The organism is Streptomyces sp. NPDC002513 (genome assembly GCF_053595355.1).
The window spans coordinates 1-20,979 of sequence record NZ_JBSFXK010000089.1; the positions used below are offsets into that span (position 1 = coordinate 1).

19 protein-coding genes are annotated in these 20,979 nt (G+C 70.8%); 7 read left to right on the forward strand and 12 right to left on the reverse strand.

All coding sequences use genetic code 11. The annotated features are described in order from the left end of the window. Positions 1-90 precede the first annotated feature (90 nt). Positions 91-888: a hypothetical protein gene (locus ACWD5Q_RS33085; RefSeq protein WP_451430776.1), complete on the reverse strand. Its 798-nt coding sequence runs from the start codon at positions 886-888 to the stop codon at positions 91-93. A gap of 523 nt (positions 889-1,411) precedes the next feature. Between ACWD5Q_RS33085 and ACWD5Q_RS33090 the strand changes: the two genes are divergently transcribed. Next, on the forward strand, positions 1,412-1,684 hold the full coding sequence (locus ACWD5Q_RS33090) for a hypothetical protein (protein WP_451430777.1): 273 nt from the start codon (positions 1,412-1,414) through the stop codon (positions 1,682-1,684). A 1-nt stretch (position 1,685) separates the two neighbouring features. Continuing rightward, positions 1,686-2,582, forward strand: coding sequence for a helix-turn-helix domain-containing protein (locus ACWD5Q_RS33095; RefSeq protein WP_451430778.1), 897 nt, complete (start codon positions 1,686-1,688; stop codon positions 2,580-2,582). A gap of 351 nt (positions 2,583-2,933) precedes the next feature. On the opposite strand, the gene ACWD5Q_RS33100 is transcribed toward ACWD5Q_RS33095, so the two are convergent. Both ACWD5Q_RS33100 and ACWD5Q_RS33105 read right to left on the reverse strand, forming a co-directional pair. Next, entirely contained in the window at positions 2,934-4,298 is a 1,365-nt protein-coding gene (locus ACWD5Q_RS33100; protein ID WP_451430779.1) for a hypothetical protein, read from the reverse strand. A gap of 186 nt (positions 4,299-4,484) precedes the next feature. Further along, positions 4,485-5,393 (reverse strand): hypothetical protein, encoded by a 909-nt coding sequence (locus ACWD5Q_RS33105; RefSeq protein ID WP_451430780.1) that lies wholly within the window; start codon positions 5,391-5,393, stop codon positions 4,485-4,487. Positions 5,394-5,636: 243 nt separating this feature from the next. Here ACWD5Q_RS33105 and ACWD5Q_RS33110 point away from each other — a divergent pair, with 243 nt between their 5' ends. The 3 genes from ACWD5Q_RS33110 to ACWD5Q_RS33120 all read left to right on the forward strand — a co-directional run bounded on the left by ACWD5Q_RS33110 (position 5,637) and on the right by ACWD5Q_RS33120 (position 8,861). Then, the gene (locus ACWD5Q_RS33110) at positions 5,637-7,349 is read left to right on the forward strand and encodes a hypothetical protein (RefSeq protein WP_451430781.1); all 1,713 of its coding nucleotides are present in this window, start codon (positions 5,637-5,639) and stop codon (positions 7,347-7,349) included. Positions 7,350-7,683: 334 nt separating this feature from the next. After that, complete coding sequence (locus ACWD5Q_RS33115) at positions 7,684-8,625, forward strand: hypothetical protein (protein ID WP_451430782.1); 942 nt, start codon at positions 7,684-7,686, stop codon at positions 8,623-8,625. Next, entirely contained in the window at positions 8,622-8,861 is a 240-nt protein-coding gene (locus ACWD5Q_RS33120; RefSeq protein WP_451430783.1) for a hypothetical protein, read from the forward strand. Before ACWD5Q_RS33115 ends, ACWD5Q_RS33120 begins: the two co-directional genes overlap by 4 nt. 336 nt (positions 8,862-9,197) lie before the next feature. Here ACWD5Q_RS33120 and ACWD5Q_RS33125 read toward each other — a convergent pair whose 3' ends face one another. The 4 genes from ACWD5Q_RS33125 to ACWD5Q_RS33140 all read right to left on the reverse strand — a co-directional run bounded on the left by ACWD5Q_RS33125 (position 9,198) and on the right by ACWD5Q_RS33140 (position 12,465). Continuing rightward, positions 9,198-9,383, reverse strand: coding sequence for a hypothetical protein (locus ACWD5Q_RS33125; RefSeq protein ID WP_355139044.1), 186 nt, complete (start codon positions 9,381-9,383; stop codon positions 9,198-9,200). Beyond that, positions 9,380-9,679, reverse strand: coding sequence for a hypothetical protein (locus tag ACWD5Q_RS33130; protein ID WP_451430784.1), 300 nt, complete (start codon positions 9,677-9,679; stop codon positions 9,380-9,382). Before ACWD5Q_RS33130 ends, ACWD5Q_RS33125 begins: the two co-directional genes overlap by 4 nt. Before the next feature lie 74 nt (positions 9,680-9,753). Beyond that, positions 9,754-9,939 (reverse strand): hypothetical protein, encoded by a 186-nt coding sequence (locus tag ACWD5Q_RS33135; protein WP_451430785.1) that lies wholly within the window; start codon positions 9,937-9,939, stop codon positions 9,754-9,756. 84 nt (positions 9,940-10,023) lie between these two features. After that, entirely contained in the window at positions 10,024-12,465 is a 2,442-nt protein-coding gene (locus ACWD5Q_RS33140) for a Helicase associated domain protein (RefSeq protein ID WP_451430786.1), read from the reverse strand. A gap of 161 nt (positions 12,466-12,626) precedes the next feature. On the opposite strand from ACWD5Q_RS33140, the gene tap reads away from it, so the two are divergent. Next, on the forward strand, positions 12,627-14,879 hold the full coding sequence (gene tap / locus ACWD5Q_RS33145) for a telomere-associated protein Tap (RefSeq protein WP_451430787.1): 2,253 nt from the start codon (positions 12,627-12,629) through the stop codon (positions 14,877-14,879). 14 nt (positions 14,880-14,893) lie between these two features. Next, positions 14,894-15,451, forward strand: a complete 558-nt coding sequence (tpg, locus tag ACWD5Q_RS33150; RefSeq protein ID WP_451430788.1) for a telomere-protecting terminal protein Tpg — start codon at positions 14,894-14,896, stop codon at positions 15,449-15,451. A gap of 99 nt (positions 15,452-15,550) precedes the next feature. On the opposite strand, the gene ACWD5Q_RS33155 is transcribed toward tpg, so the two are convergent. The 5 genes from ACWD5Q_RS33155 to ACWD5Q_RS33175 all read right to left on the reverse strand — a co-directional run bounded on the left by ACWD5Q_RS33155 (position 15,551) and on the right by ACWD5Q_RS33175 (position 20,871). Then, positions 15,551-17,365 (reverse strand): AAA family ATPase, encoded by a 1,815-nt coding sequence (locus ACWD5Q_RS33155; RefSeq protein WP_451430789.1) that lies wholly within the window; start codon positions 17,363-17,365, stop codon positions 15,551-15,553. A 149-nt stretch (positions 17,366-17,514) separates the two neighbouring features. Further along, positions 17,515-19,107 carry a UvrD-helicase domain-containing protein gene (locus ACWD5Q_RS33160; protein WP_451430790.1) on the reverse strand — a complete coding sequence of 531 codons (1,593 nt, stop codon included), beginning with the start codon at positions 19,105-19,107 and terminating at the stop codon, positions 17,515-17,517. Continuing rightward, positions 19,104-19,586: a hypothetical protein gene (locus tag ACWD5Q_RS33165; protein ID WP_451430791.1), complete on the reverse strand. Its 483-nt coding sequence runs from the start codon at positions 19,584-19,586 to the stop codon at positions 19,104-19,106. Before ACWD5Q_RS33165 ends, ACWD5Q_RS33160 begins: the two co-directional genes overlap by 4 nt. Further along, positions 19,583-20,437 carry a DUF6083 domain-containing protein gene (locus tag ACWD5Q_RS33170; RefSeq protein WP_451430792.1) on the reverse strand — a complete coding sequence of 285 codons (855 nt, stop codon included), beginning with the start codon at positions 20,435-20,437 and terminating at the stop codon, positions 19,583-19,585. Before ACWD5Q_RS33170 ends, ACWD5Q_RS33165 begins: the two co-directional genes overlap by 4 nt. Before the next feature lie 170 nt (positions 20,438-20,607). After that, positions 20,608-20,871 (reverse strand): helix-turn-helix transcriptional regulator, encoded by a 264-nt coding sequence (locus tag ACWD5Q_RS33175; RefSeq protein WP_451430793.1) that lies wholly within the window; start codon positions 20,869-20,871, stop codon positions 20,608-20,610. Positions 20,872-20,979 lie beyond the last annotated feature (108 nt).

Here is a 20,979-nt window from a genome sequence, read left to right on the forward strand (position 1 = left end):
GCTGTCGCGAGGGTGTCCAAGTTGTGCGTCACAACATGATCTTGGACGCCCTCGTTTTCGTCTCCACAGGCACCCCTTGGAATAGATCATCTAGGCGGTCTGGGCGCCCCACCGGAAGTCCTGGCCTTCTCGCGGGCGCGGCACTCCTGTACCAGTCAACGCCCAGTGGAAGTAGCTGGGTTCTCGGTTGCCGCGATACGGGCCGAGTCGGGGAAGGCTCAGCGTGGATCCGGTTTCCGGTAGCTGTAGCAGGTAGTCGGCGTCGTCGGGGTGGCCCATCACGCAGGTGATTTCGGTGACTGTCCAGGCGGCTCGGTTCACGAGCTCCATGCCCTTGGCGTTGAGGGTGCGCTCGGTGAGCGGGCCGGCCTCGTAGTCGTCGGTCGGCTGTGCGGCGCCCACCACCATCAGCACGGCGATGTCGCCGGAGACCGGGAAGAGGACCCCCTTCAGGTCGAGCAGGGTGTCGTGCATGGGGATGTAGCCCTTGTCGTTGAGCACGAACCGAGGCGCGGCCGTGCCTCGGCGTATGAGGGCGTAGCGTGCATTGGCCATCCACTGCCGGGTCTCTCGGAACGTGGTCTGCCGCTGGCGTTGCACGTGGTCACGTTCCGGGGCTGGCAGGCCGCCTTCCTGGATGTAGGCGACGGCGACACGGTCGTAGTCGGGGTGGCGGATGGACTGTGCCTGGATGTGCAGCAGGATGGTCATCCAGTCGTCCGTGGTGAACCTGTCCTGCTCAAGGGCGCGGATCGCGACGGGCAGAGCTCCCTCGTACTCCTGCCAGATGGTCTCGGCGAAGTCGGCCGGCAGATCGCTGGTCGGGGTGTCCACGTCGTAAAGCCCGTACTGGTAGGCGATGTTCTCCGCCTTCAACGGCCCGAACACCTTCGCCGGCTCCTTCCGCCGGCGCACGCACACTTTCGCGTGCCGGAGGCCGCCGACCGTTCGGCCTGCCTCCGGCAGGCCGAAGCCGCCGATCAAAGCTGCCGGCAAGTAGTGCGGTTTGGGAGCCATACGCGCCATTGTGCCGCCTACCACTGACACGCCTGGCCGACCCCGAAGGCGTCGCGCTCCACCGCTGCTGGCGACGTGACCGACCGGGCCTACCGGCGTCATCTATGCCGGTACAAGCAGGCGGGAGGGCACTACCGTCTCGGGCCCACCGAATTGGACAAAGAGGCGGAATTGGGTGACCGCAGCGGGTCTGACCTGTGGTGATGAGAGATGAAGGCCTCCCGTGACGGGGGTACGTCCGTGTGGACACAGGTGCCGGAATGAGGTTGAGCGGCCTGGCCCGCCGGGCCGGGCAGGTGCCACGATCGAGGCCTCGCCACGGCCCCGCGGGCGCCTCGCCCGCAACAGCCGTGCGACGACCCGTATCTGTTGCGCTATCAGTTCAAGGGGCACCATGTTCGTCTTCTCCGTCCGCCTGGCCACGCCCGGTGCGGACGTTGCGGTCGCCGCCGAGTGCGGCACCGCGTACCCGCCCGCCGACCGTCTCCCGGCCCGCACCGCCGTCATCATCGTCATCGTCGTCCTGGCCGTCACCATGCTGGCCGCGGCCGACCACGAGGTGCCCGCCGTGCTGGGTGTGCTGGCGACCGCGGCCGCCGGCCGGCTCGCGCGTGCCCGCCCGGGGCTGCGTCTGGACGTGCGCTACCTGTTCGGCAGGGTGCTCTGAGATGGCCGGCCGACCGCTCAGCCCCGTTCCGGTCAGCACGCCCCCTGCGCTGCGGGCTCTCGTCCAGCGGCTGCGCGACGCCAAGGATGCCTCGGGCAAGACTTTTGAGACGCTCGCGAGGGACAGCAAGGTCTCGGAGAACGTGGTACGCCGTGCCATGGCAGGAAAGGGGGTGCCTCTGCTGGCGACCGTGAAGGCCATCGCCCGCTCCTGCGGCCGCAAGGAGGATTACCTGGCCCGGGCCTGGTACGCGGCGAAGGCGGAGGAGATCCTGCCGGGCGTGCGGAAGCTGGGCCCGATGATGGTCACCTCGCGTGCCGAGTTCATCAAGTCGATGATCTTCCTGCGGATCGAGGGCGGGTATCCGCCGCTGCACCAGCTCGAGAAGAAGGCGGGCAGCGCCGCGGACGGCCGCAGACGATTGCCGCACTCGACCCTCTACCTCGTCCTGCAGGGACAGATACCTCCCACCGAGAAGCTGTTCACCGCCTTCATGGACGCCCTGCCCGTGCCTGCCGCCCACAGGCGACACTGGCTGGACGCCCATCGCCGTCTCTTCGCCGACGCCCCCGCGCGGCGCGCCTGGGGACAGCCGCCTCCCCCCGTCGTACGCGATGAGCCGGCTGCCCTCACCTCCTGCGAGGCCGCCGACCGTGCACTCGCGCAGCTGGAGCACGACGAGGAGATTAAACGGAAAACCGGACAGCTGAAGGAGCCGGACGACTACGAACTCCTCGGCCTCGGCTACCTCAACTCCTCCGCGTCCGGCTACCAGTGGCCCAACGAGGCAGAGCTCGCCGCCTGGGAGACCGAGGCAGCGGCTCAGTCGCCTTCCCAGGCCGATGTCGGCCTGCGCGAGAAGCTGCGCGCGATGATCGACCGCAGCGAACCTGCTTGACTCGCGGGGTCGGCCAGTCACCTCGCATCAGCGGGCCTCAGCACAGCGGTTCCCAGCAGCATGTCAGCGCTTCCCGGCTCGGCAAAGCCGGGTCAGGAGCAGACAAGAGCGTCGAGGAGAACTGTGACATTGGGAGCATTACGGACCATTCCGCTGGCCAGGGAACTGACCTCGTCCCTGATTAACCGGGCCGCAGACCGCTACGGCCTGCCTGCCGCCGGGGTGTTGCGGCTGTGGACGTGACACAACTCCGCGAAAACCCCACCCACGGAACAGACCTACCGCTCAGCACAGATGAGCAAGACCAGGCCACAACCAGCATCAATAAGCAAACACGTCAGCTACGCCACATCAGCCGGTCCGGGCGGCGAGCAGTTGGGCGCGCGTGTAGGTGGTCGTGCCGTCCGAGGGAGTGTCCCGCAGCAGTTCGAAGAGGCCACGCGGCGCGTCGGCGTCGTCTGGCCGGACCGCGGGGGCGGAGATGTCCTCAAGGAGGACGTCGACGAGGCGGGCAAGGGCGTGGCAGCCGTTGCCCGCGTAGCCGAAGCCGATCCCCCAGCCTTCCTGCTCGGGCGCGATCCACAGGGTGCCGTCCTGCGTACGGATCCAGCACAGATTGCCGCTGAGGACGACGGCGGCGAGCGGAGAGCTGGTGGGCAGGCGCTGCAGGGCGTAGGTGAGCAGGTAGGCATTGCGGGTGCCCGGGGACTGGTGAAGGACGGGGATGCCGGCGACGGGGTCGTTGAGGAGGACGTCGGTCGCGGCGAAGCGGCCGTTGTCCAGCAGGACCTTCTCCAGGACGGTGGGGGGCTGGTCGGGCACGGTGGGAACCAGGCGCTGGGCCCATTCGTGGGCGGTGGTGCAGAGGTCCGGGCGCACTTGGCTCAGGGCACCGGTGTGCCAGTCCTGGGTGCCCCAGCGCTGGGCGAAGTCGGCGACGCGGTGCGCGAGGACATCGCGGCGCTCAGTGATGCTCAGCCAGCCGGCGCGGCGGACCATCTCGGCCGGCTCGTGCGGGTCGGGGCGGGTCAGCGGGGCGGGGACCGCGCCGAGGACGAGGTGGGCGCCGTCACCTCCGTCGGCCGCGTTCTTGCGCAGCTCGGCGATCTGCCGGGAGGTCGAAGCGTGTCCGCGCCGACGGACCTCCCGGGCGAGATACCAGCACAGTTCGGCGGCCGGGGAGCCGTCCGGCTCGTCGGCGGCGAGCTCCACGAGCGCCGTGACCGGCGTGGCGATGTCGTGTGCGGGCACCACCGCCGGCGGTGCACCGGGGCGCCAGGCTGCGATCGTGTCGCGGTCGCGCACCGCGTGGAACCAGTAGGGCGCGGGCTGCCCGAGCACCGCGGCCAGCTCGGCCCAGGTCGTTTCGTACTGTCGGCCGGGTGCGTCGAGGTCGCAGGCCAGGAGGCGGGGCACGTACGGCTGTGTCACCTGCGTGCCGGTCTGTGCCACCGCGACGCACGCGTACCGCGCGGCGAGGCGCTCGCCGTGGCGCTCGCGTAAGGCGCGGACGACCGCCTCGCAGTCGGCGTTGCCGCCGATCAGTGAGTGCACCAGCGCGATGCCGCCCAGGCCGGTGTCCCAGCGCAGCACCGCGTAACCACCGATGAACTCAGCCCCGTCGAACACCGTGTCCGCGACGCCGGCCGCTCGCCGAAGCCACTGTCCCGACGCACCGTCGTCGCCGCCCGGTGTACTGCCTGTGTTCAGCCCCACGCTGTCCCCTCCCCGGAAGTACTGGCGCGGTACCCCCGGCCGACTCCATCTCAACTGCCCGGGTTCGTGCGCCGACTTCACCCTGCCCGCGTGCGCAGGCCGCCACGCGCACCATGCCAGAGGCACGGAATCCGGGGAGTGACGGGAGCTGGTTGTCGAAGGGCACCGCCTGTGCGTCGGAAGGCATCAGTCGTCGTCCATGGTCGACCGGAGATGTTCGGTGAATGCCTCGTCCTCTGCGGCGCCCGGGGTGCGCGCGTAGGTGCACACCAGGCACTGTCCGTACCCCACCCGGCCGAAGATTGGGTCGAGTCCCTCCACGCAGAACGTCTCGTGCCCGCAGACGGGACAGATGTCGAGGTCGTGCCCGTGCGGGTTGTGCTTCGGGTGGTAGGCGTTGGGATTGACCACGTGCTCGGCGCGCCGCGCGGCTTCTCCCTCACCGATCCGTTCGAGGTACTCGGCAGCTCGTTTCTGGGAGGCCACGTCTTCCGCCTGCGCGATCTGCTGGATCCGGTCCTGCTGCTCCTCCCCCATCACGCCAAGGCTCCTGTGACCGTCGAGAGCCAGCAGGGCCTCGATATGGCGATGCCGCAGACCTCCGACGCCCCGACCGTGGCGGGCCGCCTGACTGGCCTCGATCCCGTTCTGCAGCGTGCGCACATCGATCAGGGTGTGCGACGACAGACGAGGCACCTGGAAGAGCGAGTCCGTATCGCCCTGGGGGATCTCCGGCATCGGATGCTGGTCAGGAATGAGGACGATGCCGTCCGTGGCAGGGACGTGTTCCTCGATCACCTTGAGCAGCGCGCTGGCCGACCGGACACGTCTATTGCGGTCCAACTCCTCCCCCGGCCACTCACAAGCGACGATCGCAGCCAGCCCGTTGGACAGCGCCTGATCGAAGACGCCCTCCCGGCCGGCCATCGACGGAGCGAAGGGATCATCACCTGTCGGGGCGGGAACGGCGAAAGGATCCGCTTCCTCGGGATCGGCGGCTACCGCGCCGTCGTGTCGCATCTCGCGCAACTCCGCGGCCAGCACGACGGCGCACCGGGCGAATTCTTCAGCTCGCTGATCCCTCATGGAGAGCATGGTGCCGTGCTGCCACCGGACTCAGGTAGGCCAGCTGCGGCTGGAGGCTCCCGTCCCGGCTCGGGGGGGTTACACGGGAGGGTGGTCCGCTCCGCCGAACAGGGCCGGTACAGACCCGCGCGCCACGTCACAGCCGGTCCGTGTCGGGGAGGGGTGACGCCCTTGGATAACCGAGCATGCCGGTCGGGCGCCTGTGTCACAGTGAGCGACGAGAGCGGATAGGCGACAAGGGGGCGGGCTGTCGTGCGGCGTGACCGAGGGCTTCCGGTGCTGCGGGAGAAGGAACTGTTGGCGGCCGGGGTGGACGTCGGGCCGCTGCGGCGGATCACCGTGGTCCTGGGGCGTGCGGGCGGCGGGAAGTGGCACGTTCCTGCCAAGGCGGCGGGGTGGCGGAGCCATTGCCGCTACGCGCAGCACCTGACGGGCAGCCCGCTCGCTCTGCTGGACGTCTGCGAGCACGTGTGCCGCCACTGTGCCCCTGTGGTGCGGGTGGAGCCGGGCGAGGAGGCGCTGTGGCGGGCAGCGGCCGACGTCGTGACGGCTGACGGGCGGGTACGCAGGCTGGAGGAGCAGGAGGCGGGCCCTCGGACCTGGGAGGGTTATGCGCGGGTGCTGTGGGAAGCGGCACGGCACCGCGATGCGGAGGTTCGCCGCGGGCTCGAGCCGTGGACGGCTGATCCCTCGGTCGGGGCGGGCGCGCGGCAGATGCTTAAGGCGTGGTCGGGAGTGCTGGAGCGGTCCGAGACTGCGCTGGCCGGCTGGCGGGCGGCAGCGCCCGCGGCGCGCGAGGTGACGTCGGTCAGCGGAGCATGCGATGCGGTGGCCGCCGACGGGAACATGCAGCGCACGGGCCAGGAGTTGGCGGCCGCGGTGCTGCAGTCGAGGTGGGCGCAGCCGTTCGACGTATGGGCGGCCGTCCGGCGGGCGTGGAGCGGCGTCCGGGACCAGGGCGGCGAGGCGACTGCGGCACGTGCTGCGGCGATGCGGGCGGTGGAAGCCGCCTGGGGCGGGTTGCGGGTGCGTGATGTGACGGCGCTGCCGGAGCCGGCCCTCGTGACGGGTGCAGAGTTTGCTTCTCCCGCGCAGTGGGCGGATGCGGAGTTCCAGCACCGGTGGCAGCAGTACGTGTCGGACTGCTGCGGCCGGCTGGAGGAGGCGCTGGGGGCGGCCACGGGTGACGGCGGCGACGGGCGGCAGCTGGTACTGGTGAGCGGCTGGCCGCTGACCCGCAAGCAGGATGCGGAACTGGCCTACCTGGCCCAGTACGAGCAGCACGGGCCCACCGTCCCCTTCGGTGGCCGCCGTACCGGCTACGGAATCGAACCCGACCACGCTGTCGTGCTCGCCGTCCCCCTCTTCGCCGCCCGGCACGCCGCCGACCACACCCGCGACGACCGGCAGCGGGTCATCCTCGGACCGGAGCTTGTCGCGGGCACCGCCGAGCCGGACGAGCAAGATGTGCTGGCGCTGCTGCGCGGCGCCTACCCCTACCTGCCGGCGGATGCCGACGGCGACGGGCCGGGTGCCAGGCCCACGGCCATGGTGACGACGGCCCGGGCGGTGCGGCGCGCTGCCCAGCTCGGGCGGCGGGCCGCCTACAGCGGGCCCGACTCGATGGAGGTCTACAACGACCTGGTCGTCGGCAAGTACAGCTGGGTCCCCGATGATGCTCACCCCGGCCCCGCAGCCGCTGAGATGGAGCACCTGCCCGTCCACTGGCTCAAGGACTGGATGCTGTGCCTGGACGTCGAGTGCGGGATGCGTGACGAGACCGTGCTGCACCGGCTGTACGGCACGGTGACCTCCTACGAGCCCGGCACCGGCCGGGTGGAGTTCTCCCCCGCGGGCGGCCACCCGGCCATTTCGGTGCCCGTTCACCGGATCGTCGCGCTCAGCGGTGACCGGCAGCGGCGCAGTGACGGGCAGGTGCCCGCCCACGAGCCGTACGAGGAGTAGACGGCCGTCCGCCTCGGTCCCGAGGGCGTCGTGTTGGGGACGATCCAGGCGACATTCGTGTCCGTCAGATGTTGAACCGGCCGGCTGCTTGGACGAACACAGGGCCGACAAGATCTCGTGGCGGATGGTCCGGCCGGTCCTGCCGCTGTGGCTCTATCGACGCTCCAGACCGGCATCGGCCGGTCCTACGCATCGAGGGGCGGTCGCCTCCCACGAGTTCCGAGACCTCGGACTGCTGTGATGTGGATCACAGGAGAATTCGGGGGGTGCGTTGTCGGATCGGGTCCGTGCCGGGACCGAGAGGAGAAGGATTTCCCCCGACAAGGAGACGCCCATGGTCACCGAAGACCCGACGCCTACGCCCAGTTACACCATGGTCGAGGATGACGACTCTGTCCACACCGACTTGGCGGAGCGGATCAGCCAGTTCAACGCGCATACTGGCGCGGCGGTCACAGCCTTGTTCCCGGCCCACTGGAGCGAGAACACCGGCGATACCGTGACCCTCCGGGAGGACGGAAGCATCGCCCTCGACATGGACGGCACGTTCGACCTTCCGGAGCCGTTCGACCGTGTCGCCCCTCCCACGCTGATCACCACCACGACCGGTATGGCGGTACTCAGGCCCGACCATCCGGCCAACCAGACCATCGAGTCCGGGTTCCGGGCTTTGAACCTCCCGGTCCCCGAGGTGATCCAGGCGCTGAGCGCCCGCGAGGCCGCCCTCGCCGGCGACGGATCCACGATTCACTCCTTCACATCGGAGGTGCTGAAGAGGTGGAGCGGATGGAATGAGCCGGTCTCCACCGCCCTGCTCGGCAACTGGGCGGACCCTCTCTACGACCAAGGTCGCCTCACCCCTGATGCCCTGGACAGGCTGAAGTCAGAGGCCAGCGTCATCCACCGGCAACTCACCCCGGTCTGGCGCCGCAAAGTCAACCAGTCGCGGCTGCTGCTGCTCGACACCCCGCTCGGCGACGGGCTGACCCTGTACGACCTGGTCTGCGGACAAGCCGCCGCCGACACCGGCCTTGAGACCGGCTTCGAGGACTCGCGCCTGATCGAGATTTTGAAGGCCCTCTCCCCGGCCGAGCGAGCGGTGACTCTCGCTCTCGGCGCCCGTGGGGTCACCACCTGGGCCGAAGCGGCTATGGCCGCTGGTGCTGCAGAGCCGGAGAGGCAGGCCGAGAAGGTTCGCCGGAAGGTGAAGCGGCTTGCTGGGCTCATCACCGGCAGCTCTTCCGCGGCCGAAGAGGTCACGGGGAGCGGCCGATGAGCGCCCCCGACCCTGTCGCAGCCCGCCCGGCCCGGCGCCGGGAGGTGGTGTTGCGGATCGCCCTGCCGGGGATTCCGTCCTGCACCGCGGTCATCGGCACCGGCAGCGTCGGCGCGGCCCTGCTCCATGGCACCGTCCCGGCAGCGTCCCCGCTCGTGTGGCCGGTCGTGGTCCTCGCCCTCGGCGCGATGGCCTACGACGTCGGGCTCCGTGCCCTGCGCCGCCGCGACGGCTGACCACGCTGCCGCACGGCAACGAGATCCCTCCTGGGCCAAGGTGCGTGCGCCCACCCCGCGCCTGGCCTGCACCTGGCCTGCACCTGGCGCTCGCGACGCTGGGCCACGTTGTGCTCGGCCGGCTCCTGCTTGTGCTGAGCCTTCGTGCCCGCCGCCTCGGCGGCGGGCGCCTCGACTTCGTGAGGCGCGCCCACGCTGCCTGTTCCCGGGCGGCGCTCTGGCTCGGGGGCCCGGGGCGGCGCTGGTGACCTCCTGGCTGCGGGCGCCGGCCGGGAGGGACGCGGGCGGGCAGCGGCCTCAGTCGCCGTCGGCGGGGGACAGCCACTCAGTGGTTCTTCAACGGCCGTCGCACGGGTCGTCGCCCACAGGCATCGGCTTGGTGTCGGCCGCCAGGCAGGAGGAGTACACCCGCGGCGGAGTGGGCTGCGGCTGTGGTTCCCTCTCGGCGCTCACGGCGATGATCGCCACGGCACCGGCGCAGATCAGCCCCGCTATCACGGCGAGCCCTGTACGGCGGCTCACCGGTCGCCGCTGAAGTGGTCGAGAACTTCATCGCTGCAGTCGTGCGCGCCGACCCGGGTTCGGCTAAAGGCCAACACACCGTCGTCGTTGCCTTCCCTCTTGGCCTTGGCCAGCTGCGCCTCGATGTCCGCGATGTACTCGGCACACTCGGCGCTGACGGGCTTCTCGGGCTGCGGGTCAGGCGCCGGAAAGGCGTTCAAGGCGTTCAGCGCGGCGGTGGCAGCGATGCCGGCCACACACAGCACCGCCCACACGGCAACCCACGTGCAGCGGCTCATCCGTAACGGCTTGGGCATTTAGGCATCCTACGAGCGTCGCAGCGGTGCCCGTCCGCTGCTCCCCCAGAGGGGGAGGGGCAACGGCCGCATGCCTACAGGGCGCTGAGAGGCTGCTTCGGTTCGAAGACGCTTCGTGGGGTGCTCGGCTGGGGGGCGGACGCCTGGCTCAGGACCTGGGCCAGGTCGCGGTGTATCCGGTCGGCTTCCCCGCGGACCTGGACGGGGACGTCGCCGCGTTCGGCGACGAGGCGGTCGTAGACGGGGGTCTGCTGGAACACGGTGGGGCGGCGACCTTTCAGCGGGCGGTACGCCGGACCGGCGCAGCATACGGGCCCGGGTCACGCCCCGCTGGCAGCGGGTGTTCAGGCCAGGACGGCGGGGACGGCGGCCTCGGTTGTCCAGTCGCCGTCGAAGAGTGCGGCAACCAGGCGGACATGGGTCTCGGGGAGCTGGCCGGTGCGGTGCTTGGTGCGGGCTTTGGCGAGCCAGGCGCCGATCTTGACGGCGTCGCCGTCGACGCGGATCGTCTCGCGGGCTGTGGGGGCGCGGCCTTCGCGGTGAAGGAAGAGTTCCAGCAGTTGGACGGTCTGTTCGAAGGTGCGGCGGGTGCGGCGGGCCGGGGCGAGGGGGTTGGTGTCGGGGGTGAGGCCGAGAGCGGTCATCAGGTGCTGCTGGCCGGGGTGGAGGGCGGCCCAGGTGGTGAGCTGGCGGTGGAGCCAGGAGCCGATCTTCACCCCTGCCAGGATGGTCTCGCGGGTGAGGGCGGCCGGGTCGGCACCGGAGGCGAGGTGGGCGCGCAGCAGGTGGTATTTGCGGTGCCAGTCCGCGCCGTGAGGCAGGCGCCAGTCGGAGGCGAGTGCGGTCAGGGCGTCGGCGCGGGCCTGGTCGAGGGTGTTCTTGGCGGCGAGGTGGCGTTGTTCGGCGAGCCAGGCGCCGACGGGGGTGGTGGCGGGGGCGGCGAGGTGGCCGTGGGCATGGTAGTAGTCGGCTGCGGCGGCCAGGCGGGCGCGCCAGGCGGCGTCGTGCTTGTCCCAGATCATGCCGAGCGCGTCGAGCTCTGCGATCCAGTCGGGCTCGAGGCGGCCGGCGGTGCGGGCGTCGCGCATGGTGGTGATGAAGGTGCCGAGCCGGTACCCGGTGGGGTCGGTGTAGTCGGCGGGGACGTCGAGGTGGCCGTACTGGTCGCGGTAGGACTGGGCAGCGGTGAGGCCGAGGCGGCGGGAGCGGGAGACGGCCGGGTCGCGGGGGTCGAAGGAGACTAGGTCCATCGCCTGGGCGATGCGTTCGGGGTGGACGGTGAAGTCGAAGTGCCAGCGCCGGGCGATGACGTCGCTGGTCTCCTTGGGTAGCCGGTTGGCCTTGTCGGGGAGGCGTTCGAGGATGCGGTGGTCGTGGCTGGCCAGCGCGCAGGCGATAGCCCACACCGGCTCATACGCGGTGCCGAGGATGTTCTCGCCGTCGGCGCCGGGCGGGATGTAGACGGGGACGACCAGGGAGGCGGTCTTGCCGGAGACATCCAGGCGCAGGGCGCGGCCGAGGGCCTGGACGCAGCGGATGACGCTGCGGGTGGGGTCGGCGAAGACGATCGCGTCGACGGATGGGATGTCGACGCCTTCGGCGATTAGCTTCGAGTTGGCGAGGATCGCGGTGTCGGCGGCGGCGAAGGAAGTGAAGATGCCGCTCCGTTGGGCGGGGGTGTGCTCGCCGTGGGCGAAGAACAGCTTCGGGTCGACACCAGGGACGAGGTCGGGGTCGGTCCTGGCCAGCAGGCGCAGCGTATGCGGGAGTTCGCGGGCGAAGCGGCGGGCGTCAGAGACCAGGTTGAAGTAGACCAGAACCTTCCCCAGGCCGTGCTCGGTCATGGCGCGCAGCACGGACAGGTGAAGGGCGGTGGTGCGCAGCGCACCGTCGTCCTTCTCCTCCCGGGCCACGGTGCCGCCGGTGGTCGTGGTGCCGGGGGTGGGCAGGTTCAGGCGGCGGCGCAGGTCGGCGTCGGTGAGGGTGGGCACCACGATGCGGTAGTCCGCCGCCCGGCCATCCTCCACGGCCCTCGCGAGGGGGTATTCGACGACCTTCTTGCCGTAGACGGCCTCGTTGTCCATGGAGTTGGCGAACGCATCCAGCTCCGGCCCCTGCGGGCGCCGGCGGCGCGGGCGGGTGAGGTCGGCGGACTCCGCCAGCTCGGGCGCGGCGAAGATGCGGGGCGTTGCGGTCATGTAGAGGCGGCGGTCTGCGCGGATGCGCTGGGCGTCGTTGACGATCGCCCACTTCTTGTCCGAGCGGCCCGCGATCCGGTGCGCCTCGTCCATGACCGCCAGGTCGAACGGCGGGACGTCGTACCCCGTCTTCTGGGTCTCCTCGATCTTGTTCAGGGAGTCGTAAGTGCAGATCACCGTCAGGGCCGGGATCTGATCCTCGGCCTCCCCCACCACCGACATCAGCCCGCCCAGCGCGTGCGGGCTGGTCGTCGACATGACGCGGGCAGCCACCAAGTCGTCGCGGCCGGCCACATCCATCGAGGACACGATCACCATGTGCTCCGCGTGACCGTCCGCCCGCCAGGCCAGCGCGGCCTGCGCCGCCAGATCGAGTGTGGGCACCACGAACAGCACCAGCCGCGCGCCGAGCTCGTCGGCCACCCGGATCGACACCAGCGTCTTGCCCGTACCTGTCGCCGACACGAACAGCCCGCGCGTCCCTGGACGGTGCAGGTGCCATGCGAGGCGGGAGACGGCTTCGGTCTGCTCGGGGTGGAGTACCGCCCGCGGGGGTCGGCCTCGTGCAGGAACGGCGGCCACGGTCATTCAGCTCTTCCTGATCCGATTCGAAAGGTGTCCGGTAGGCCTTCCGTGCGGGCACCATATCACCCCCGCAAGCCGTCCGTACGGAAAATGTACGGTCTTTGAACGTTAAAAGTACGCAATGTGTTCGGCATATGGGGTAGGGTGGGGTTCGGAGGTGCTTCATGTCCGAGTTGTTCGACGCAGTTGACGCGCTTGTGGCGTCCCGGTCGCCGCTGCCACCGCCGGCAGAGCGCAGGCGACTGCGCCAGGCTCATGCGCTCACCCTTGATGAAGTAGCCGCCGCCCTGAGCGTGCGACGCGCGACCGTCGGCGACTGGGAGTCGGGCAAGACCGAGCCGCGCCCCCCGCAGCGGGAGGCGTACGCCCGTCTGCTCGAGCAGCTCGCCCAGCTCTATCCCGCCCCTGAAGGCACCGGCGCCCCGCAGGAGGACACCGCGGCGCCGCAGACAACCCCCGCAGCCTCGGGCACCGGGCCTGCGGGTGCAGGCGGCGTCCTTGGTGCTGTGTCGGCCCCGGCTACGTCCGACTCCACCACGCCTGCTGTCCACGACACCGCTCCCCCCGCGGCTGCGCCGTCACGTCCGTCGCCCGCCGCCCGGCCTGCAACGACCTCGCGCCGCCCGGGCGCGAAGAAGGCCGCCGCGGCGAGCACGCCTGCCACGCCAGCGCCCGGCGGGGCGTACACACACGGCCCGCTGCTCGTCCTCGACGCGGACGCCGAGCGGAATGTGACCGGCTACGGCGTCAACGGCCTGCTCCTGGACGTGCCCGCCAAGTCCCTGCCCGCGCTGGTGGAATGGACGCTGACCGAGGCGCAGCTCGGGGCGCAGAGGCTGCACGGCTCGGGCAAGGACGCCGACCCACTGCTCGTGCTCACCGAGGCGGCGTGCGAACGCTACGGCCTGCCCGCCGTGCTGTCGCACGAGGAGCGGCTCGCCGGGCGACTCCCGGAAGGGCACAAGGTCATCAAGCAGCTTCAGCGCGCCGAGTGGAAGCTGACCAAGCGGGGGCTGGGACCGTGGGCGCGGATCTACCGCCCCGCCCAGGGGGGCCGCCGAAGTTGCGTGCAACTGTGCATCCCCTCCTGGCACGCCCTGGACGAGCGCGCCTGGGGCCATGCCGCCCGCCTGGAGCCCGCAGAACTCGCCCGGGTGCTGGGCGTCTACGCGCAGCGGGTGATGACACCGGTGGGTTCCACCGCGGTGACGGGTCTGCATCTGATGACCGCGCTGAACCCGCCGACCCGCGCGAGCGAGCCGGACGCCGAAGGCCGGCGCCACCGCGAGCACCGGCCCGGCTCACTGGGCACCGAGCCGTTGGAGCCGGCACCGTGCGAGGCGCCCGACGGGCACCCCGTCCTGGCCCACCTGCCACGCTTCCACGTGCGCGGCCCCGACGAGAAGCTGTGCGAGGAGGCCTACGACTGGGCACGGGACATGACTGATACCGAGTGCATGAAGCGCCACTTGGTCGGCATCGACGTCAACCTCGCCTTCGGCGCGGCGGCGAACGGCGCCGTCGTCGGCCTGGCATCGCCGCCCGTGCACGTCACCCGCCCGGTCTTCGATGCGGCGGTGCCCGGCTCCTGGCTGGTCGACCTCTCCCATGTCGACCTGTCCCGGGTGAAGGTCGCCAAGCAGTGGCGTGAGCTCGACGGCGGCCTGCTGCCCAGCCCGTTCACGCCGGCCGGCCAGCGCCCGGCGGCCCCGGCCTGGTACGCCACCCCGACCGTCGCGTACGCCGCCGAGCTGGGCTACGACATCGCCCCGCTCGAGGCGTGGGTGCGCCCGGACAGCGGCCGGTTCCTGGACGGCTGGTACCGGCAGCTGCGCGACGCCTACGTCGCCACCATGGCGGATCTCGGCGTGGGCGAGAAGCTGCCCCCGGCCGAGTTCCTCAAGGCGATGGACGGCTACAGCAGCCGTGATCCGGAGCTGGCGATCGTCCTGGGCGCGATCAAGATGACCGTCAAGGGCGGGATCGGCAAGCTGCAGGAGAAGGCGCGCGGCGGCGGCTGGAAGCCGGGGCAGGCCTGGCCCGCCCTGGCCCGCCCGACGTGGCGGCCGGACATCCGCGCGACCGTCATCTCCCGGGCCCGGATCAACATGCACCGCAAGATGCTCCACCTGGCGGCGGCCACCGGCCGTTACCCGGTCGCGGTCCTGTCGGACTGCGCCGTGTACGCCGCCGACGGGCCCAGTCCACTGGACGTCCTGCCCTACGACGCCGACGGCAAGACCGTGCCGGGCAGTTTCCGGCTGGGAGTGTCACCCGGGATGGTCAAGCACGAGGGCACCCAGAGCGTGCTGTGGGGAGCGGACGTGCTCGAACAGCTCGGCACCGACGGCAAAGTCGCCAACCTCGCCCGCTACATCAAGACCGGCGAGGTCAGTGCCAAGGACACCGGAGAGTAGGAGAGCAGGCGGCGATGGTCACCGTCGGAGAAGAACTCGACAAGGCGGTGCAGGGGGCGTTCACGCGCCCTGTCCCCAAGTCGGCCGGGGCGCAGATGCGCTACCTCGTCAAGAAGCACGGCGGCAGGACGAAGCCGGTGGCCGAGCTGCTCGGGATCAGCCAGCGCACCGTCGAACGCTATCTGAACAACCAGAGCAAAACCCCCCGGCCGCAGCTCGCCGACCGGCTGGAGCGTGAGGTCCGCGTGCGCTGGCAGCCGCAGGTCAGGGCCAGGGCGAAGCAGGCCTCGGCCACCACCGGCGGCATCATGATCGATGTCCAGGCCCGGTTCGGCTACACCGCCGCCCCCGGCAGCACCGACGACGCCCGCGTACGTCACCTCACCCTCGCGCTGCCGCCCCGCCACGCCGCCCGCCTCTTCCAGGCCCAGGACGCCGGTTACACCGAGGACCAGCTCCGCCAGATCGCCGCCGCGGCCCTGGGCGAGGTCTACTTCCGCGACAGCGGCCGCCGCGCCCACGGCCTCGAAGTGGAACTCACCGACCTCCTCGACCTCGAGTTCGAGCTGTAGCCGGTCAGGGCGCTGGCCATCGGGTCTCCGCACCCCGGCATACCGCCGCGGCCACGTCCGAGAGCGGTGTCCGTCTCCATCGTGCTCGCGTGGCGCGGGTCAGGGCACCAGTGGATCGTCCCGAGTGAGTTCGATGGTGTGCATCTGACGGCGCAGCTGCGCGGGCAGAGAGGGCAGGTCGTTGTCGACGATGATGACCTGGTGCGGGCGTGCGTGCAGCGTGTCGCTTCGGGCGCCGGCGATGTGGTCGAGGAAGTGCGCGTACAGCCGTGCGATCAGCTGCTGGTCCTCGGTGCCGTACCCGACGTTCTTGCGCGGTGAGTCGATGATCAGCAGGGACGGCAGATCGGTGGCTCCGGTGACCAGCGCGTGGCTGAGGAATGTCATCCGGTAGGCTACGTTGATCGCGGTGCGGACACCGTGGCCTACCTTGGTGAGTTTGCCTGCCCTGACCTTCGGCAGGAGCGAGTTGTGATCGATGCGCGCACCAGGCTCTCCGGGCAGCGACAGGCCGCCGATGATGGCTGCGAACTGCTCCTCGATCTCGGCCAGGGTGGCCTGGCGTCCGGACAGGAGGTTCTTGCGCGTCTTGATGTCCTCGCGCACACCGCGCAGTTCTTCCTCGGCCGCGCGCAGCGCCCGCTGCAGTTCGAGCAGCCGCCGGTGCGGGTCGAGCTGCCGCTCGAGCATGCCAGTCCGGGTGCGGGCGCCGGCATGGGCAGCCGAGAGCTGCTCGATCTGCCCGGCCAGCGGCCCGATCTCCAGGCGGGTGCGCTCCTCCAGCTCTGCCCGCGCCTGAGCAAGAGCATCCTGGGCCTCACTGGCTGCCTTGGCCGCCTCGATGGCCCGCTGCTGCGCCGTGGCCAGCGCGGCTTCCGCTGCCTGCACGACCTCGCCCCGCGCCCCGGGGTCCAGTTCGCACAGGCACAGACCACACACCCCCTCAGGCACGATCCGGCCGGTCAGCGGCTGCGTGCAGGAGGGACAGCGCGGCACCGGGTCGGTGCCCGGCTGCTGCTGGGCACGCTTGATGGCCCGCTGGGCCAAGGAGACGGCGGCCTGGGCCGCTTTCTCCTCTTCCCGGGCCCTGGAGTGCGTTCCCTCCAGGACGGCGACGCGCTGGCGCAGGGGATCGGCGAAGGTGGTCACGGCCCGCATGCGGCCCTTGAGTTCCTCCAGGGCCGTCAGCGTCTCCCGTTCTTCGCTCCGGGAGCGGGTCAGTTCCTCCTCCAGTTCCGCGGCGCTCCCGGTCAGGAATTCACTGATCGTCTCGGTGCGGCGTTTGAACTGGCTCACGGTCTGGCTCAGGTCGTCGCGGCGGGCGGTCAGCACCCGCATCTCCGCATCGATGAGTCCGAGTACGAGCTCGACGACGGTCTTGTAGGACTGCGCGGTGTTGGCCTGTCCGCGGACGGCCTCCGTGCCGTCGACCATGTCCTGGGAGAGGTAGTTCAAGGCGTAGAGCTGGGCGAAGGTGAGACGGGCACCGCTGCCGAGCAGTGCCACGGCGGTGGGCGGGGCAAACAGCTCGGACAAGCCCAGCAGATCCAGCAGCACCTCACCTACAACGCGCCGGTCACCGTCCGGCTGCGCCGTGACGTCGAGAAGCTCTTCGACCTTTCCGTCGTAGGGGCTGATCAGTTCCACGGTCCCGGTATCGGCGACCGTGGAGCGCCGCAGGGCGATGCGCATGCCTTCAATCCGCAGGTGCACTGTGACGGAGGTCAGCCGTTCCGAGGGCACCTGCCGCCACTCCACCGGCAGTCCCAGCGGGTACTTGATGCAGTCGACCAGCGTCGTCTTGCCTGTGTCGATGGGGCCGTAGACGCACACCACCGGATGGGCGAAGTCGAGGGTGCGTACCCCGCCGGTGGAGTTGATGACGACTTGCTCGACGAACAGATCCCGTGACATTGGCTTCCTTCCGCAGTTCACCGACACCGGGACAACGGGAAGGCCTGCTGAAGGAGTCGAGCACGACGGCCAGATCGCCAGAAGGGGTGAGCCAGGCCCGGCAGGATCTGGCCGACGTTTCGCTCAGCCTCTGCTCTGCCCCCTGATGCTCAGCCCCTGGGCGCCGCAGGCACAGGGGCCATCTCAGGTGGGGTGGGTTCTGCCCGGGATGCGGCCGAAGTGGCTGGTGCTCGCTCCGCCGCAGGGGCGGGGCGGGCACAGGGCTCGACATGCACGGGCGTGCCAGGAGATCCATCGGGATGGTCGTGGATCCAGGATAGGCCGCCGATATCGAGCCGGCGGCGGGTCCGGGTGACGGCGACGTAGGCGAGGCGGGCCTCGCTGTCGTCGATCGGGTCGGGCACAGGGCGGCCGGTGTCGTCGTGCTGATCGCTGTCCTTGGGCGGGGTGAAGTCGTCGGCGATCTTCACGTGGGCCCATTCCCGGCCCTTGGCCTTGTGGGCGGTTGAGACGGTCACCTCGGCCTGGGGTTCGGGGGCGAGTTGAGCGACGGCGGCCAGGATGGCGTCCGTGCCGTGGGTGTCGACCAGGTCGACGAAGGGCCGCAGGTCGCGCCCGGCCGGGTCGTGGGTGGCGTAGTCCTGCAGTTCGCCCCAGGAGGGGAACAGGACCAATTCGGGGTGGGTGGTGCGGCGTCCTTCCTTCAGGTCCCGGGCGGCCAGGGCCAGAGCGCGCAGGCTCTCTCCTCCCCCGACCAGGCCGACGCGGTGTCCGGCGGCCATCAGGTCCATGGCCTGGGCCATGGCGCCCACGTTGGTGCGGCACAGCACCGCGTCGGGCTGGACGATGGGGCCGAGTTCGGTGGGTACCGCGGGGGTGCCGCTCAGCCGGATCGGGGCATCGGCGATGGCCAGCCAGCGGTTGGCCTCGTCGGCGAGCCGCGGGCCGAAGCGGAAGGACTGCGACAGGGCCAGCCGGGTGCCGTCGAAGCCCGTCATCACGTCCCTGGCGCCGCGCCAGTGGTAGATGGCCTGGGCGGAGTCGCCCACCATCACCAGCTGGGCGTGGCCGCGCTGGGCAAGGAAGACTTGTTCGACGACGGGATTGGTGTCCTGAGCCTCGTCCAGCAGGAGGAAGTCGGTATCGATCGTCGGCTGGGTGAGGGCCCAGATCTTCAAGTAGTGGTCGTGGTCGAAACGGACCGCTCCGTCATCCGGGTGCTGCAGGTCGGCCCAGGCCTTCTGGGCGAACGGCACGATGTGGGCGGCGAGTTGATTGTGCAGGTCGCGGTCTTCCAGGCCGCGCAGGTGCGGCACGTGGTGGTGGGCGATCGTCTCGTCGGCGGTGTGGCAGAAGCGGGCCACGGTGCGCAGGGTCGCGTAGGAGAGGGCCTTGGGGGAGAGGTCGCGTTCGCCGATGCGGACGGTTTTGGTGATGCCGAGGGCCTGTCCGGTCTGCCAGGCCGGGCGGCGCGGCGCGTTCAGGCGGGCCGTGTAGCGGTGGCCGACGGCGGCGTAGGCCAGGGCGTGGGCGGTCTTGCACCAGACGTTCTTCGGGAAGCGGGTGGTGGCGTCCTGCGCGATGGCCCGGTTGTAGGCGAGGTAGCGGCCCCGGCGTGTGGTGCTGTGGGCGAGCAGGGCCAGGGTGGTGGTCTTGCCGGTCCCGGCACCGGCCTGCAGGGACACATGGTCGCCGGCGTGGAAGGCGTCGGCTGCGGCAATCTGTTCGTCGGTCGCTTTCACGGCTGCGCGGCTCCGGGATGGCGGCTGAGGGCACGTCCGAGGGCCGTCAGCAGGTGAGCGGAGGTGGTGTGGGCCAGGAGTTCACCCACGGCCCGGTCGAGGCGGTCGGCCTCCTCGCTGGCGTGCCGGGCCAGGGCGCGCTTCAGGGACCGCTTCAGGAACAGTCCCGGAGCCTGTCCCGCCTGGCCGGCGGAGTAACGGATGGCGGCATGGACGGCGGGCGGGAAGGCGACATTGAGTAGGATCTGCCCGGCCCTGTCCGGGTAGTGCGTGGTGATCACATCGACAGGCAGCCGCGGGCCGAGCCGGTGGCGCAGGCGGTGGGCGGCCCGGCCGGGGGTTCTGGCGCGCACGAGGGCCATCAGGCGGGTGGCGTCATCGTTGGCCGCGAGCGGCAGCACGCGGGCGGCGGTGTGCAGTTCGGCCGGGGTGAGGGGCCGGGTGAGGGTGATCTCCAAAGCGTGGTGGGGCATCGTCACCCGTTCCGGGGCCGGTCGGCGGGAGGGTGGGGCAGGCGGGTGCGGATGTGCTCGGCGTGCAGGAGGGGGTCGAAAGGCTGCCACCCTGCCGGGGCGAGATCGGCGGCACCCGGTGCCGCGGCGTGTGCGGAACAGCGCTGGGCGCGCCAGCGCAACTGCTCGCTGTAGGGCAGGTGACTGAGGTCGTAGACGGCCATCAGGATGTCGGGCAGGGCGAGTTGGCCGCGCTGGGCTGCGGTGGGCAGCAGTCTCCAGGCCCCCATGGGGCCGGTGGAGGCCTGCACGGGGTGGGAGCAGCGGTCGCGGTGGCGGGTCTGGGCCACGCAGCGGATGGTGTCGACGGGGCGCTCGGCAAGGTAGCGGACCAGCAGGATCCGTACGACGGGGCGGCTGGGGCAGGCGGTGTCGCGAGGTGGCTGCCGGCAAGTGGGCGCGGGAGTGAGGACACCGGCGTCGATCAGACGGCGGGTACGGACGGCGAGTTGGCGGCGTACCGCCTCCAGCTCCGGGCTGATCGGGCAGGTGGGGATGCGTGCGGGGCACAGGACGGCGTGCAGGATGCGGCACCAGGCGCTGCCGTCACCGTGCGGGTGGGCGATGCCGCCGCTGAGGTGCCAGCGGCAGGCGTCGGGGACGTGGGCGACAGCCAGTTCACCTGGGTGCAGGGCGATGGGCCGGTCGTCGGTGCGCTGGTAGCAGTCGATGCGGTGGCCGCACCGGCGGCAGCGGCCGCTCTGTCCGGCGCGCAGCAGGCGGCTAGGGCTGGTGGTGGCCACGCGCAGCGGGCGGGGGTGGCGGATACGGGGGCTGCCGTCCCAGTGGCGGCCGGCGGAGGAGGGGATGGGGCACATGGCGGGGACCGTGTCAGGCGACACGCGGGCGTGGACAGTGTGGCGGCGCCGGTGTCCCACGGCCGGCCCAACCTTCTCGAACAGAGACACTGACAGGGAGTCGGATGTTCGATGCCTGCTCGTCGCATCGGGTGATTTGCGAAGGGTGCAGCGCAGGGGCCCGCGGCGGGTCAGGGTCGCTGATCGCCGGGCGGAGTGTGGTCGGCGCAGAGGGTGCCCAGCAGGTGGTCGATCGGTACGTCGAAGACGTGGGCGAGGGTGTGCCAGGTGGTGACGCTGCCGGTGGTGCGGCCGTGCTCCAGGTCGATGAGGGTTCGGCGGGCCAGGCCGCTGCGTTCGGCGAGTTCGTCGAAGGTCCAGCCACGCTCGCCCCGCAGGCGCGCGAGTTCGACACGCAACGCGGTGAGGTCGGGGTCGGGCGGCAAGATCGTCACCCCACCATCCGATCAACGCCGTTGCGTTTACCGATGTGAGCGGGGCGCAAGCCCCTTCTCCATGATCGCGATCTCGGTGTGGAAGGTGTAGGTCTGGGCGGTGGCGGG

Excerpts from the sequence above, each read along its gene's own strand:
- ACWD5Q_RS33090 (WP_451430777.1), top strand. The coding sequence starts at position 1,412 with ATGTTCGTCTTCTCCGTCCGCCTGGCCACGCCCGGTGCGGACGTTGCG.
- ACWD5Q_RS33095 (WP_451430778.1), top strand. The coding sequence starts at position 1,686 with ATGGCCGGCCGACCGCTCAGCCCCGTTCCGGTCAGCACGCCCCCTGCG.
- ACWD5Q_RS33105 (WP_451430780.1), bottom strand. The coding sequence starts at position 5,393 with ATGCTCTCCATGAGGGATCAGCGAGCTGAAGAATTCGCCCGGTGCGCC.
- ACWD5Q_RS33115 (WP_451430782.1), top strand. The coding sequence starts at position 7,684 with ATGGTCACCGAAGACCCGACGCCTACGCCCAGTTACACCATGGTCGAG.
- ACWD5Q_RS33120 (WP_451430783.1), top strand. The coding sequence starts at position 8,622 with ATGAGCGCCCCCGACCCTGTCGCAGCCCGCCCGGCCCGGCGCCGGGAG.
- ACWD5Q_RS33130 (WP_451430784.1), bottom strand. The coding sequence starts at position 9,679 with ATGCCCAAGCCGTTACGGATGAGCCGCTGCACGTGGGTTGCCGTGTGG.
- ACWD5Q_RS33140 (WP_451430786.1), bottom strand. The coding sequence starts at position 12,465 with ATGACCGTGGCCGCCGTTCCTGCACGAGGCCGACCCCCGCGGGCGGTA.
- tap (WP_451430787.1), top strand. The coding sequence starts at position 12,627 with ATGTCCGAGTTGTTCGACGCAGTTGACGCGCTTGTGGCGTCCCGGTCG.
- tpg (WP_451430788.1), top strand. The coding sequence starts at position 14,894 with ATGGTCACCGTCGGAGAAGAACTCGACAAGGCGGTGCAGGGGGCGTTC.
- ACWD5Q_RS33155 (WP_451430789.1), bottom strand. The coding sequence starts at position 17,365 with ATGTCACGGGATCTGTTCGTCGAGCAAGTCGTCATCAACTCCACCGGC.
- ACWD5Q_RS33170 (WP_451430792.1), bottom strand. The coding sequence starts at position 20,437 with ATGTGCCCCATCCCCTCCTCCGCCGGCCGCCACTGGGACGGCAGCCCC.